The 13,714-nt window shown below is 74.7% G+C and carries 11 protein-coding genes; 5 read left to right on the top strand and 6 right to left on the bottom strand.

Annotated features, from left to right (window positions below; translation table 11 throughout):
• Nucleotides 1–49: 49 nt before the first annotated feature.
• Nucleotides 50–1,252, bottom strand: a complete 1,203-nt coding sequence (locus tag JOE43_RS01950) for a GNAT family N-acetyltransferase (protein ID WP_209514211.1) — start codon at nt 1,250–1,252, stop codon at nt 50–52.
• A 238-nt stretch (nt 1,253–1,490) separates the two neighbouring features.
• On the opposite strand from JOE43_RS01950, the gene JOE43_RS01955 reads away from it, so the two are divergent.
• Entirely contained in the window at nt 1,491–1,934 is a 444-nt protein-coding gene (locus tag JOE43_RS01955; RefSeq protein ID WP_209514213.1) for a DUF1810 domain-containing protein, read from the top strand.
• 74 nt (nt 1,935–2,008) lie between these two features.
• The gene (locus tag JOE43_RS01960; RefSeq protein WP_209514215.1) at nt 2,009–2,860 is read left to right on the top strand and encodes an NAD-dependent epimerase/dehydratase family protein; all 852 of its coding nucleotides are present in this window, start codon (nt 2,009–2,011) and stop codon (nt 2,858–2,860) included.
• Between the two features lie 78 nt (nt 2,861–2,938).
• Here JOE43_RS01960 and JOE43_RS01965 read toward each other — a convergent pair whose 3' ends face one another.
• From JOE43_RS01965 to JOE43_RS01975, 3 genes are all read right to left on the bottom strand, one after another.
• Entirely contained in the window at nt 2,939–3,919 is a 981-nt protein-coding gene (locus JOE43_RS01965; protein WP_209514217.1) for an aldo/keto reductase, read from the bottom strand.
• 83 nt (nt 3,920–4,002) lie between these two features.
• Entirely contained in the window at nt 4,003–4,239 is a 237-nt protein-coding gene (locus JOE43_RS01970; protein WP_209514219.1) for a hypothetical protein, read from the bottom strand.
• A gap of 1 nt (nt 4,240) precedes the next feature.
• Nucleotides 4,241–4,885 carry an FMN-dependent NADH-azoreductase gene (locus tag JOE43_RS01975; protein WP_209514221.1) on the bottom strand — a complete coding sequence of 215 codons (645 nt, stop codon included), beginning with the start codon at nt 4,883–4,885 and terminating at the stop codon, nt 4,241–4,243.
• Between the two features lie 64 nt (nt 4,886–4,949).
• Between JOE43_RS01975 and JOE43_RS01980 the strand changes: the two genes are divergently transcribed.
• The 3 genes from JOE43_RS01980 to JOE43_RS01990 all read left to right on the top strand — a co-directional run bounded on the left by JOE43_RS01980 (nt 4,950) and on the right by JOE43_RS01990 (nt 11,546).
• Complete coding sequence (locus JOE43_RS01980; protein ID WP_209514223.1) at nt 4,950–9,884, top strand: DEAD/DEAH box helicase; 4,935 nt, start codon at nt 4,950–4,952, stop codon at nt 9,882–9,884.
• A 9-nt stretch (nt 9,885–9,893) separates the two neighbouring features.
• On the top strand, nt 9,894–10,670 hold the full coding sequence (locus JOE43_RS01985) for a DNA-formamidopyrimidine glycosylase family protein (protein ID WP_056057604.1): 777 nt from the start codon (nt 9,894–9,896) through the stop codon (nt 10,668–10,670).
• A 216-nt stretch (nt 10,671–10,886) separates the two neighbouring features.
• Complete coding sequence (locus JOE43_RS01990) at nt 10,887–11,546, top strand: peroxiredoxin-like family protein (RefSeq protein ID WP_209514225.1); 660 nt, start codon at nt 10,887–10,889, stop codon at nt 11,544–11,546.
• A gap of 91 nt (nt 11,547–11,637) precedes the next feature.
• Here the strand turns inward: JOE43_RS01990 and JOE43_RS01995 are convergent, their stop codons facing one another.
• A complete protein-coding gene (locus JOE43_RS01995) occupies nt 11,638–12,177 on the bottom strand; it encodes a GNAT family N-acetyltransferase (RefSeq protein WP_209514227.1) in 540 nt (179 codons plus the stop codon).
• A gap of 23 nt (nt 12,178–12,200) precedes the next feature.
• Nucleotides 12,201–13,706 carry an APC family permease gene (locus JOE43_RS02000; protein ID WP_056057609.1) on the bottom strand — a complete coding sequence of 502 codons (1,506 nt, stop codon included), beginning with the start codon at nt 13,704–13,706 and terminating at the stop codon, nt 12,201–12,203.
• Nucleotides 13,707–13,714 lie beyond the last annotated feature (8 nt).

Here is a 13,714-nt window from a genome sequence, read left to right on the forward strand (position 1 = left end):
CGCGCCTCCCCGGGGGCCGCGGCGGTGCGCGCGGCCCGCCCCGCGCCTCCTACCGGGCCGGCAGCTGCTTGCTCCAGACTCCCTCGTGCTCGAGCGGGACGAAGCCCACGGCCTCGTTGACGTCGAGCATCGGACGGTTCTCCTCCGCGTTGAAGGTGATGACCGCGGGGTGGCCCGGGCGCTCGGCGGTGAGCAGGTCGGTGGTCGCGACCTTGAGCAGCCAGCCGAGCCGGTGCCCGCGGTGCTCGCGCAGCACCAGGGTGTCCTGCTGGAACGCGGGCGAGGCGAGGTCGGCCGGCGCCGCCAGCTGGCTGAAGCCGACCAGGTGCCCCGAGGGCACGTGCTCGACGACGGCCGTGAAGCGGGTGCGGGGGCCGGCGAGCGCGAGCTCCTCCTCGTCGCGGAACCGCTCGGCCGTCCAGACGTCCTCGGGCTCGGGCACGCCGCCCGCGGGGGCGTCGGTGCTCATGCGCGTCTCGAGCAGGGCCAGGTCGGCGAGCCAGCGCTCGGGCGAGCGCCCGACCCACGAGTGCAGCCGGTAGTCGTCACCGGCGGAGGCGCGGGCCCGGTCTCGGATCTCGCCCAGCGCCTCCTCGTCCGGCGGCAGCGCGAGGCGGCTGCAGCGCATCACCTGGCCGAGCTGCCACCCTCGCCCGCGCAGGAACCGCACCTCGACGTTCGTCGCGGGCACCGAGCCGGCACCGGTCGGCGGGGTCAGCCGGGGCTCGCCGTCGCCCCGCGACCGCACGTAGGCGATCAGCTGCGTGCGCCCTTCGGCGGCGGCGAGCGCCTCGAGGTGGTCGGCGAGCACGGTGCCGAAGCCGCGGCGCCCGACCTCGGGCAGCACGCAGAGGTCGAGCCAGGCGGTGCCGGCGGCGTCGCCGGAGCGCCGCGTCTCGTAGTCGCCGACCGCGACGACGACGCCGTTCTCGCGGAGGACGAACCGGCGCCGGTCGGACCACGTCGTGTCGAGGTAGCCGGTGAGCAGCTCGGCGGGGCTCCACGACAGCTCGTCGCTGCCGACCGCGGCGCGCCGGACGGCGTTCTCGACCGCGACCGACTCGACGAAGTCGGCGGCGTCGGGCGCGTCGATCGTCGCCGGGACGACGACCTGCTCGACGACGGCGCCGGTGACGGGGTGCGTGGTGCGGACGGTCGCCGCGGCGGTGCCGGCGGTGGTGCCGGCGGTGGTCGGGGCGGTGCCGCCGGTGCGGGGCTCGGTCGGCTCGGGGGTGCTGGTGCTGGGGGTCATGTCGGCCCTCGGCCGCAGGGGCGTGCGGCGGTGCGCGCCGCCCGGCGGGCAGCCGACCAGACTAACGCGTCTGGTGCGCGGAGTCGAGCACGGTGTTCGGGGGCGTGGGCGTGGTCGGCGGGTCCGCGTCCTCCTGGGCCACCGCCTCCCCGGGTGCGGCGGGTCCGCGTCCTCGCGGGCTGGCGGGCGCTGACCCGCCCAGGAGGACAGCGACCCGCCGCAGGGGTAGACCGGAGCGATGACCGACCACTCCGAGCTCCTCGCCCGCCACGACCTCGAGCGCTTCGTCGACGCCCAGGAGGCGGACGGCACCTTCGACCGCGCCCTCCGCGAGCTGCGGAACGGGAACAAGCGCACCCACTGGATGTGGTTCGTCTTCCCGCAGGCGGCCGGCCTGGGCACGAGCGAGACGTCCCGCCGCTACGCGATCGGCTCGATCGGCGAGGCCCGCGCCTACCTGGCGCACCCGCTGCTCGGCCCGCGGCTGCTCGACAGCGTCGACGCCCTGCTCGAGCTGCCCGGCGACGACGCCGTCGCGGTGCTCGGCGACGTCGACGCGACGAAGCTGCGCTCGTCGCTGACGCTCTTCGCCCAGGCGGACCCGTCCGAGCGACGCTTCTCGGACGCACTCGCGAAGTTCTTCGACGGGCAGCTCGACCCGGCGACGCTCGAGCACCTCTGAGCGCGGGCGCTCCGCGCGTCGCTGCCGCACGGCGGGCACGCGGCACGCCCAGCCTGCGCCGCTAGCCTCGACGGATGAGCGTCTACATCGCCGGCTGCGGAGACCTGGGCACCGAGGCAGGGCTGCGGTTCGCCGCCGCAGGGCACCGGGTGGTGGGCCTGAGGCGGCGCGCCGAGCTCGTGCCCGCGCCCCTCGAGGGCCGTGCCGTCGACCTGCGCACGGAGACCCCCGTCATCGACGACGACGCCACGGTGGTCGTCGTCGCCCTGGCCGCGGGCAGCCGTGATCCGGACGAGTACCGGGCGACGTACGTCGACGGGCTGCGCCGGGTGCTCGACGCGATCGAGTCCTCGGCGGCCGACCCGCGACTCCTCGTGGTGTCGTCGACCGCGGTCTACGACGTCGACGACGGCAGCGTGGTGACGGAGGAGACCCCCGCGACGGGCGCGAGCCCGACGGCGGCGGTGCTGGTGGAGGCGGAGGCGCTGCTCCGGGAGCGCGCACCGCACGCGACCCTGCTGCGGCTCTCGGGCATCTACGGCCCCGGCCGGGAGCGCCTGATCCAGCAGGTGCGCGGCGGCGACGCGACCCTCGCCGAGCAGCCCGGCACGTCGCCGCACACGAACCGCGTGCACCGTGACGACGCCGCGGCCGCCATCGTGCACCTGGCCGGGCTCGCCATGATCGGGCCGGTCTACCTCGTCACCGACGACGAGCCGGTGCGGCTCGACGACGTGCTGACCTTCCTCGCCGCGGAGCTGGGCGTCGCGGCCCCCGCGCCCGCGCCTCCCCGCGGTCGTCAGGCCGGCGGCGACAAGCGGCTGTCGAACGCACTGCTGCGCGGCACGGGCTTCACGTTCACGTACCCGACCTACCGCGAGGGCTACCGCGCGGTGCTGGCGGGCGAGGGCACCCGGCACGACTGACGATCGTGCCGCCGGGAGGTCACGAGACGCGGCCGGCGGACCCGCCGACGAGCGCGTCGTGACCGCTCGGCAGCGCGGTCACCAGCGGGGGTGCACCTGGTCGCGGAAGTACTGGTCGTAGATGCGGACGACCTCGGAGTCGAGGCCCTCCTCCAGCTCGACGTCGCCGGCGGCCGCGTTGGCCCGGGCCTGCTCGACGTTGCGGGCGCCGGGGATGACCGTGCTGACCCCGGGCTGGTCGACGATCCAGGCGAGGGCCGCCTGCGGCACCGTGACGCCCTCGGGCACCGACTCGGCGAACTCGCGCGCGGCGGCGACGCCCTGCGCGAAGTCGACGCCGCTGAAGGTCTCGCCCTGGTCGAAGGCCTCGCCGTGCCGGTTGAAGCTGCGGTGGTCGTTCTCGGCGAAGGTCGTCTCGGTCGTGTACTTGCCCGAGAGCAGGCCGCTGGCCAGGGGCACGCGGGCGATGATGCCGACCCCGGCGCGCTGGGCGGCGGGCAGCACCTCGTCGAGGGGCTTGAGCCGGAAGGCGTTGAGGATGATCTGGACGGTCGAGACGCCGGGGCGGGCGATGGCGGTCAGGGCCTGCGCCGTCTCTTCGACGCTGACGCCGTAGGCCGCGATCGCGCCGTTCGCCACGAGCTCGTCGAGGGCGTCGTAGACGGCGTCGTCGGAGTAGACGGCCGTCGGCGGGCAGTGCAGCTGGACCAGGTCGAGCGTGTCGACGCCGAGGTTGCGCCGCGAGCGGTCCGTCCACGCGATGAAGTTCTCGCGCACGTAGTTCGAGGGCACCTGGTCGACGCGGCGGCCCATCTTCGTGGCCACGGTCAGCGGCACGTCGGGGTTCGCGGCGCGGAACGTGCCGATGATCTGCTCGCTGCGGCCGTCGCCGTAGACGTCGGCGGTGTCGAAGAAGGTGACGCCGGACTCGACGGAGGCGCCGAGCACCTCGAGGGCGTCGCTCTCGGAGACGTCGCCCCAGTCGGCGCCGAGCTGCCAGGTGCCGAGGCCGATGACGGAGACTTCGCGGCCGGTGCGGCCCAGGGTGCGACTGTGCATGGGGACGAGCGTAGGCGTCGCCGCCGACATCGGTCCGCCCGGCCAGGCGGACCGGGCCGGAGCGGCCCTCCGTCCGGTCGCGCTCAGCGCCTCGTCGTCGCGCGCCCGGGCGCCGCGCGTCGGACGGCCGCCCGCACGATCGCCCAGGCGACCGCGACGAGCACGAACGCCGCGAAGAGGAGGACGACCCCGACGCCGACGCTGCCCTTGGCGAGCGAGACGAGGCCGACGACGGCGGCGATCGCCGACAGGAAGCCGAGCGCCCGGGCCGTCGCCGCCCGGGCGCGCCGCGCGAGGCGCGACCGCGAGGGGCTCGCCACCTCAGCCGAGACGACGCGCGGCGTCGCCCGCTGCCGTGAGGGCGGAGGCGAGCTCCTGCTCCGACCTCTCGCGCGCCTCCGCCGGCATCGCGAGCAGCTCGCTGAGCGTGAGGTCGGTCGTGATGACCTCCACGGCCATCCCGAGCGCCCCGCCGAGCACCTGCTGCAGCACGGGCACGGCGTGGTCCCAGCCGGCGGTCGGCGTGCCCGCGTCGTAGGCGCCGCCGCGGCTCGTGACGACGACGGCCGGGCGGCCCGCCATCGGCTGCTGGTCGTCGCCGTCGAGCGGCGCCGTGACGGAGGGCAGGTGGACGTTGTCGATCCAGGCCTTGAGCGTCGACGGCACCGTGTAGTTGTAGAGGGGAGCGCCGACGAGCACCACGTCGCTCGCGACCAGCTCGGCGATGAGCTCCTGCTGCAGGGCCTCCGCGGCCGGGTCGGGCGACGAGCCCGCCGGGCGGAGGCGCGGCGGCCAGTGCAGCGCGGCGTCGGCGAGGTGCGGCAGCGGGTCGGCGTGCAGGTCGCGACGGGTGACGGTGTGGTCGTCGCCGAGCGACCGCCACGCGGCGGCGAACGCGGCCGTGATCGCCCGCGAGCGCGAGGCCCCGAGGTCGGCGGACGAGTCGAGGTGCAGCAGGTTCGGCATGCGACCACCGTAGCCGCGCCCGCCCGGCCGGTTGTCGGGGGTGCAGGGCAGGATGGCCTGCACGATGACCGACGTGCTCGAGAAGTTCTCCCCCGCGACCCGCGAGTGGTTCCGCGGCGCCTTCCCGGCGCCGACGCTCGCCCAGGTCGGGGCCTGGGAGGCCATCAGCGCCGGCGACGACGCCCTCGTGATCGCGCCCACCGGGTCGGGCAAGACCCTCGCGTCGTTCCTCTGGTCGATCGACACGCTCGCCAGCGGGCCCGCCCCCGAGGCGCGCGAGCACCGCACGCGGGTGCTCTACATCTCGCCCCTCAAGGCCCTCGGCGTCGACGTCGAGCGCAACCTCCGCTCGCCCCTCGTCGGCATCACCCAGACCGCGCGACGCCTCGGCATCGAGGCGCCCGAGCTGACCGTGGGCGTGCGGTCGGGCGACACCTCGTCGGGCGACCGCCGCCTGCTGCAGCGCACCCCGCCCGACATCCTCATCACGACCCCCGAGTCGCTGTACCTGATGCTCACCTCCGCGGCCCGCGAGAACCTCAAGGGCGTGCACACCGTCATCGTCGACGAGGTGCACGCCGTCGCCGCCACCAAGCGCGGCGCCCACCTCGCGCTCTCGCTCGAGCGCCTCGACGGCCTGCTCGACAAGCCCGCCCAGCGCATCGGGCTCTCCGCCACGGTCCGCCCGCCGGAGGAGGTGGCGCGCTTCCTCTCCGGCCGCAAGCCCGTGACGATCGTGAACCCCCGGTCGGAGAAGACCTTCGACCTCAAGGTGGTCGTGCCGGTCGACGACATGACCGAGCTCGGCACGGCCGCGCCGCTCGAGGGCTCGGCCGCCGGGTCGGCCCCGCAGGGCTCGATCTGGCCGCACGTCGAGGAGGGCATCGTCGACCTGATCCTCGACCACCGGTCGACGATCGTCTTCTCGAACTCCCGCCGGCTGGCGGAGCGCCTCACGGCCCGCCTCAACGACATCTACCTCGAGCGCACGGGCGGCGACGAGGCCGTCGCCGAGTCGAGGTCGACCACGGTCGGCCGCGAGCTGGTCGCCGTGGGCGCGGCCGCCGGGGCGGTCGGCGACGAGGCCGACCTGGCCGTCGACCCCTTCGCGCCGGCCGCACCGGCTGGCCCGAAGCGGAACCCCGCGGTCGGAGGCGGCGCTCCCGCCCAGCTGATCGGCGGCAGCGGGCAGACCCAGGGCTCCGAGCCGCTCCTCGCCCGCGCGCACCACGGCAGCGTCTCGAAAGACCAGCGCGCCATCATCGAGGACGACCTGAAGAGCGGGCGCCTGCGCTGCGTCGTCGCCACCAGCTCGCTCGAGCTCGGCATCGACATGGGCGCCGTCGACCTCGTCATCCAGGTCGAGTCGCCGCCGTCGGTCGCCAGCGGCCTGCAGCGCATCGGCCGGGCCGGGCACCAGGTCGGCGAGACCTCGCGGGGCGTGATGTTCCCGAAGCACCGTGCCGACCTGATCCACTCGGCGGTCGCGGCCGAGCGCATGGTCGCCGGCCTGATCGAGGAGCTCCGGGTGCCGACGAACCCGCTCGACGTGCTCGCCCAGCAGACCGTCGCCGCGGTCGCGCTCGACGAGATCGACGCCGACGAGTGGTTCGACACCGTGCGCCGCAGCGCCCCCTTCGCGACCCTGCCCCGATCGGCCTACGACGCGACGCTCGACCTGCTCAGCGGCAAGTACCCGTCCGACGAGTTCGCCGAGCTGCGGCCCCGCATCGTCTGGGATCGTGTGCACGGCACGCTCACCGGCCGGCCCGGCGCGCAGCGGCTCGCCGTCACGAGCGGCGGCACGATCCCCGACCGCGGCCTCTTCGGGGTCTTCATGGTCGGCGAGAAGGCCGCCCGCGTCGGCGAGCTCGACGAGGAGATGGTCTACGAGTCGCGCGTCGGCGACGTCTTCGCGCTCGGCGCGACGAGCTGGCGCATCGAGGACATCACGCACGACCGCGTGCTCGTCTCCCCCGCCTACGGCCAGCCCGGTCGCGTGCCGTTCTGGAAGGGCGACGGCATCGGCCGCCCCGCCGAGCTCGGCCGCGCGATCGGCGGGTACCTCCGCGAGCTCGCGGGCTCGTCGGCCGACGACGCCGCGGCGCGGGTCGCGGCCGGCGGCCTCGACGAGCGGGCCGCCAAGAACCTCATCGCCTTCATCGCCGAGCAGCGCGAGGTCGCCGGCCACGTTCCCACCGACACGACCCTCGTCGTCGAGCGCTTCCGCGACGAGCTCGGCGACTGGCGCCTCATCCTCCACTCCCCCTACGGCATGCAGGTCCACGCGCCCTGGGCCCTCGCGGTGTCGGCCCGCATCCGCGACCAGCTCGGCGTCGACGGCGGCGCCATGGCGGCCGACGACGGCATCGTCGTGCGGATCCCCGACACCGACGCCGAGCCTCCCGGGGCCGAGCTCTTCCGCTTCGAGCCCGACGAGCTCGACGACATCGTCACCGAGGAGGTCGGCGGCTCGGCGCTCTTCTCCTCGCGCTTCCGCGAGTGCGCCGCCCGCGCCCTGCTCCTGCCCCGGTACAACCCGGGCCGCCGATCGCCGCTCTGGCAGCAGCGCCAGCGGGCCTCGCAGCTGCTCGACGTCGCGCGCAAGTACCCGCAGTTCCCGATCGTGCTGGAGGCGGTGCGCGAGGTCCTGCAAGACGTGTACGACCTGCCCGCCCTGATGAGCCTCACCCGCGAGCTCGAGACCCGGGCCGTGCGCGTCGTCGAGACCGAGACCGAGGTGCCGTCGCCCTTCGCGCGCTCGCTCCTCTTCGGCTACGTCGCGGCGTTCATGTACGAGGGCGACTCGCCCCTCGCCGAGCGCCGCGCGGCCGCGCTCTCGCTCGACTCCACCCTGCTGCAGGAGCTCCTCGGCCGCGCCGAGCTCCGCGAGCTGCTCGACGCCGACGTCATCGACCAGCACGAGCTCGAGCTGCAGCGCCTCGCGCCCGACCGCCGTGCCCGCGACGTCGAGGGCGTCGTCGACCTGCTCCGCCTGCTCGGGCCCCTCACCACCGCCGAGATCGTCGAGCGCAGCTGGCTGGCCGAGACCGCGGGGTCGGCGGCGGCGGAGCCCGACGACGAGGCCCTCGGCAAGCTCGAGGCCGCGCTGACCGACCTCGCGCGGTCGAACCGCGTGCTGCGGTTCACGCACGCCGGCGTCGAGCGCTGGGCCGGCATCGAGGACGCCTCGCGCCTCCGCGACGCCCTCGGGGTGGCCCTGCCGATCGGCGTGCCGACCGCGTTCGTCGAGCCCGTCGACGACCCGCTCGGCGACCTCGTCGGCCGCTTCGCCCGCACCCACGCCCCGTTCACGCCGCTCGCCGTCGCCGAGCGGCTCGGCCTCGGCACCGCCGTCGTGCTCGAGACCCTGCGTCGGCTCGGCGTGCAGCGGCGCGTCGTCGAGGGCGAGTTCCGCCCGAAGCACCAGGGCAGCGAGTGGTGCGACGCCGAGGTGCTGCGCCGCCTGCGCAGCCGCTCGCTCGCGGCGCTCCGCCACGAGGTCGAGCCCGTCGCTCCCGACACGCTCGGGCGCTTCCTGCCCGCCTGGCAGCACGTCGCCACGGGCACCAAGGGCAGCGGCCTGCGGGGGCTCGACGGCGTCGTCCAGGTCATCGACCAGCTCAGCGGGGTCGCGCTGCCGGCCTCCGCGTGGGAGTCGCTCATCCTGCCCGCCCGCGTCACCGACTACTCCAGCGGCATGCTCGACGAGCTGACCGCGACGGGCGAGGTCATCTGGTCGGGCTCCGGCAGCTTGGCCGGCAACGACGGCTGGGTCAGCCTGCACCTCGCCGACGGCGCCCAGGTCACCCTGCCCGAGCCGCTCGGCACCGACACCGACGAGCTGCAGCGCGAGGTGCTCGCCGCGCTGGCCGGCGGCGGCGCCTACTTCTTCCGCCAGCTCTCCGACGCGGTGGGCAGCACCGACGACGACGCCCTCGTCACCGCCATCTGGGATCTCGTCTGGGCCGGGCAGATCACGAACGACACCTTCGCGCCGCTCCGCACCCAGGTCGGCGGCAAGGCACCGCGGCCCCGCACGCCGACCCGCTCGCGCTCGTCGTACCGGAGCCGCGGGCGCGTCACGATGCCCCGGCAGGCGGGGCCGCCGACGGTCGGCGGGCGCTGGTCGCTGCTGCCGCTCGCCGAGCCCGACGCGACGGTGCGCGCCGCCGCGATGGCGGAGATCCTGCTCGAGCGGCACGGCGTGGTGACGCGCGGCGCGGTCGCCAACGAGGGCGTGCGCGGCGGGTTCTCGACGGTCTACAAGGTGCTGAGCGGCTTCGAGGAGTCGGGCCGGGCACGGCGCGGCTACTTCGTCGAGGGGCTCGGCGCGGCGCAGTTCGCCACCGGCCCGACCGTCGACCGGCTGCGCTCGTTCGTGCGCGACGAGACCGACCGCCGCGACGACGACGCCCTCGCCGCCGCGGGGCGGGGGCGCGAGATCCCCGTCGTGACGCTCGCGGCGACCGACCCCGCGAACCCCTACGGCGCGGCGCTGCCCTGGCCCGGGCAGGCGCCCGAGGGCGTGCTCGACCCGACCCCCGGGGGCCGGTCGTCGTCGACCGGTGGCGCGGCCGAGGCCGGGGCAGGCGGCGGCGGCACGGCCGACGCCACGACGAGCTCGGCGACCGCGACGGGCGGTGCCGGTGCCGGTGCCGGCGGCGCGACCACCGCCTCCGCAGCGTCGGCGCCCGCCGCCAAGAAGAAGGCCGGCCACCGGCCCGGGCGCAAGGCAGGGTCTCTCGTCGTGTTGGTCGACGGCCGTCTCACGATCTACGTCGAGCGCGGGGGCAAGACGATCCTCACCTTCGGCGAGCCCGACGACCGAGAGCTGGCCCTCGCGGCCGGGTCGCTCGCCTCGGTGGTGCGGTCCCGGCTCGGCAAGCTGGCGGTCGAGCGCGTCGACGGCGAGTTCGTGCTCGGCACCCCGTTCGGCGACGCCCTGCGCGACGCGGGGTTCGCCCCGACGCCCAGCGGCGTCCGGCTCAGGTCGTAGGGAGCGCCGATGCCCGAGGGAGACACCGTCTACCGCGCCGCCAAGAACCTCGACGCGGTGCTGCACGGCCAGACGCTCACCGCGAGCGACTTCCGGGTGCCCGCGTTCGCCACGGTCGACCTCAGCGGCGAGGTCGTCGACGACGTGATCAGCCGCGGCAAGCACCTGCTGCACCACATCGGCGGCCTGACCCTGCACACGCACCTCAAGATGGAGGGCTCCTGGCACATCTACCGCCGGGGCACCCGGTGGCGTCGCCCCGCCCACCAGGCGCGCGTCGTGCTCGAGACCGACGAGTGGGTGACCGTCGGATTCGACCTCGGCGTCGTCGAGCTCGTCGAGCGCGACCCGGAGGACAGCGTCACGGCGTACCTCGGCCCTGACCTCCTCGGCCCCGACTGGGACGCCGGGCGGGCCCTCGCGAACCTCGAGGCCGACCCGGCCCGCGAGGTGGGCCTCGCGCTGCTCGACCAGCGCGTGCTCGCCGGGGTGGGCAACGTGTACCGGGCCGAGATCTGCTTCCTCCGCGGGGTGCTGCCGACCCGGCCCGTGGGCGAGGTGGCGAACCGCGCGAAGATGATCGACCTGGCCCACCGCCTCATCGTCGCCAACAAGGACAGGGTGGAGCGCACCACGACCGGCACCCTCCGCGGCACCACCGACTGGGTCTACGGCCGGGCCGGCAAGCCCTGCCTCCGCTGCGGCACGAAGATCCTCCGCGGCGAGCTCGGCGAGTCCGAGCTCGAGCTGCGCGACACCTACTGGTGCCCGCGCTGCCAGACCTGAGCCGGCGACCATCGGTGCAGAGCGGGCGGGCCGCGCAGCGCCGCCCTGACCCGACCCGACCCGACCCCGCCGGGTCTTGCCGCCCCGACCGGGCCGACCCGCGACTCCTCGATCTTCGTGACGAACCGTGACGCTCACGCGGGTCACGCCGAGGAGGCGACCGTACAGTCGGCAGCACCCGGTCCGCACCCGACGCGGACCCGCCAGGAGGTCGTCATGACGTCATCGTCCATCGCCGAGCAGGTCAGCACCTTCAACGAGGGCTTCACCGCGCAGATCGGCCCCGAGCTCTCGGCCGTCTTCGACGCCGAGCAGCAGGCGCTCACCGCCGCCGGCCGCCCGGACGACGCCGTCGGGGTCGGCGACCAGCTGGTCGACGCGACGCTGCTCACCCCCGAGGGCGCCGAGGTGTCGCTCGCGACGGTCGTCGGCGAGGCCCCCGCGGTGCTCGTCTTCTACCGCGGCGCCTGGTGCCCGTACTGCAACCTCACGCTCAAGACCTACCAGGAGCAGCTGCTGCCGACCCTCCGCCACCGCGGCGTCGGCCTCGTCGCGATCAGCCCGCAGACGCCGGAGGGCTCCGAGCTCGCGACGAGCAACGGCAGCCTCGACTTCCCCGTGCTCTCCGACCCGGGCAACGTGCTCAGCCGCGCCCTGGGCATCGTCACCGAGCCGACCGCGGAGGCCCGCGCCGCCCACACCCAGCTGGGCTTCGACGTCGCCGACAGCAACGCCGACGCGACGGGCGACATCCCCTTCCCCACGGTGCTCGTGGTCGACGGCGACGGCCGCGTCGTGTTCGCCGACGTGCACGTCGACTACACGACCCGCACCGAGGTCGACGAGGTCGTCGCCGCGCTCGACCTGCTCCCGTAGCGCCGGGGCGCTCCCGTCATCGAGGTGCCCCGCCCTGGGCCCTGCCTCCGCTCGGGGGCCCAGGACGGGGCACCTCCATGCCGGGTGGAGCTCAGGAGGCGCGCTGCGGCACCCGGCGGAGCACCAGCTCCAGCCCGTCCACCTCGTCGACCTGCTCGCCCACCAGCACGAAGCCGTGCGACCGCACCAGCGCCAGCGAGGGCGCGTTGTCGGGGCTGACGCTCGCGCGCACCGACCGCACGGCGGGGGCGGCGTCGCAGAACGCGAGCACCGCCTCGAGCACCTGTGCCCCGACGCCCCGGCCGCGCAGCTCGGGCAGCACGGTGTACGACACCTCGACCTCTCCGTCGGCGTCGGGTCGGCCGTGGAAGCCGGTGTGGCCGACGACCTGCCCGTCGCGGGTGGCGACCCAGGCGACCCAGGGCTCGTCGCGCTCGTCGGCGAGGATCTGCTCGAGGCGGATCGCCCAGAGCCAGCCGTCGTCGAGGAAGGCCGCCGGCAGCTCGACGCCGATCGCCACCGACGCGAGCGCCAGGTCGCCCACGACGAGCGCGTCGACCGCGCGCAGGCCGAGGGGCCCCACGGCGACGGCGTGCTGCCGTGCTGCCGGGGGCCCCTCGGGTGTCGTCATGCGGTCAGCCTAGGGCGGGCCCGCTACTGCTCTCCGCGCCCCACTCGCGAGTGGCGACGGCCGTAGGCGAAGTAGACGACCACACCGATCACGAGCCACACCGCGAAGCGCGCCCAGGTGAGCGTCGTGAGGTTGAGCATCAGCCACACGCAGAGCGCGGCCGAGAGGATCGGCAGCACCGGCGACCACGGCACGCGGAACGCGCGCGGCAGGTCGGGGCGCTGGCGGCGCAGCACGATCACGCCGATGCTCACCAGCACGAAGGCCGAGAGGGTGCCGATGTTGATCATCTCCTCGAGCACGCCGACGTCGGTGAGCCCGGCGATCAGGGCGACGACGACGCCGGCCAGCACCTGCACGCGCACGGGCGTGCCGCGCTTGGCCGAGGTCTTGGCGAGGCCGCGGGGCAGCAGGCCGTCGCGGCTCATCGAGAAGACGATCCGGGCGAGGCCGAGCAGCAGCACCATGATGACGGTGGTGAGGCCGATCAGGGCGCCGACAGCGATGACCTTGGCGGCCCAGTCGACGCCGACCAGCTCGAAGGCCGTCGCGAGGTTGGGCGTCTCGCTGGCGGCGAGGTCGCGGTACGAGACCATGCCGGTCAGCACGATCGCGACGAGCACGTAGAGCAGCGTCACGATGCCGAGGCCGAGGAAGATGCCGCGGGGCAGCGTCTTCTGCGGGTCCTTGACCTCCTCGGCGCTCGTCGCGACGATGTCGAACCCGATGAAGGCGAAGAAGACGAGCGAGGCGCCGGCCAGGAGGCCGAAGACGCCGTACTGCGCGGGGGCCGCGCCGCTGAGGAAGGAGAACAGCGACTGCGTCCACGCGTCGGTGCTGCCCTCGCCCGTGCGGGGCTGCGAGGCGGGCACGAAGGGGGTGTAGTTCGAGGCCTTGACGAAGAAGAACCCGACGACGATCACGAACAGCACGATGCCGACCTTGATCACCGTGAAGACGCCGCCGACGCGCGAGCTGAGCTGCGTGCCGAGCACGAGCAGCACCGTGAAGACGGCGACGATGAGGAAGGGGCCCCAGCTGAGGTCGACCGGCCCGAGGGCGATCGTGTCGGGCAGCGGCACGCCGAACTGCTCGAACACCGTGCTGAGGTAGATGCCCCAGTACTTGGCGAGCACGGCGGCGCCGGTGAGCGTCTCGAGGATGAGGTCCCACCCGATGATCCAGGCGAGGAACTCGCCCATGGTCGCGTAGGTGAAGGTGTACGCGCTGCCCGCGACGGGGATGGTGGAGGCGAACTCGGCGTAGCACATGATCGCCAGGCCGCAGGTGACGGCGGCGAGGATGAACGAGATGATGACGCCCGGCCCGGCGAAGTTCGCGGCGGCGTTCGCGCCGACCGAGAAGATGCCGGCGCCGACGGCGACGGCGATGCCCATCAGGGTCAGGTCGGTGACGCCGAGCGAGCGCTTGAGCTTGCTCTCGCCCTCGAGCGAGTCCTGGATCGAGGCCTCGACCGACTTCGTGCGCCAGAGGCTGCGCGACCCGGGGCCGTGGGTGGGTGCGGTCATGTCGTCTC

This window comes from Frigoribacterium sp. PvP121, from assembly GCF_017833115.1.
Classification (GTDB): Bacteria; Actinomycetota; Actinomycetes; order Actinomycetales; family Microbacteriaceae; genus Frigoribacterium; species Frigoribacterium endophyticum.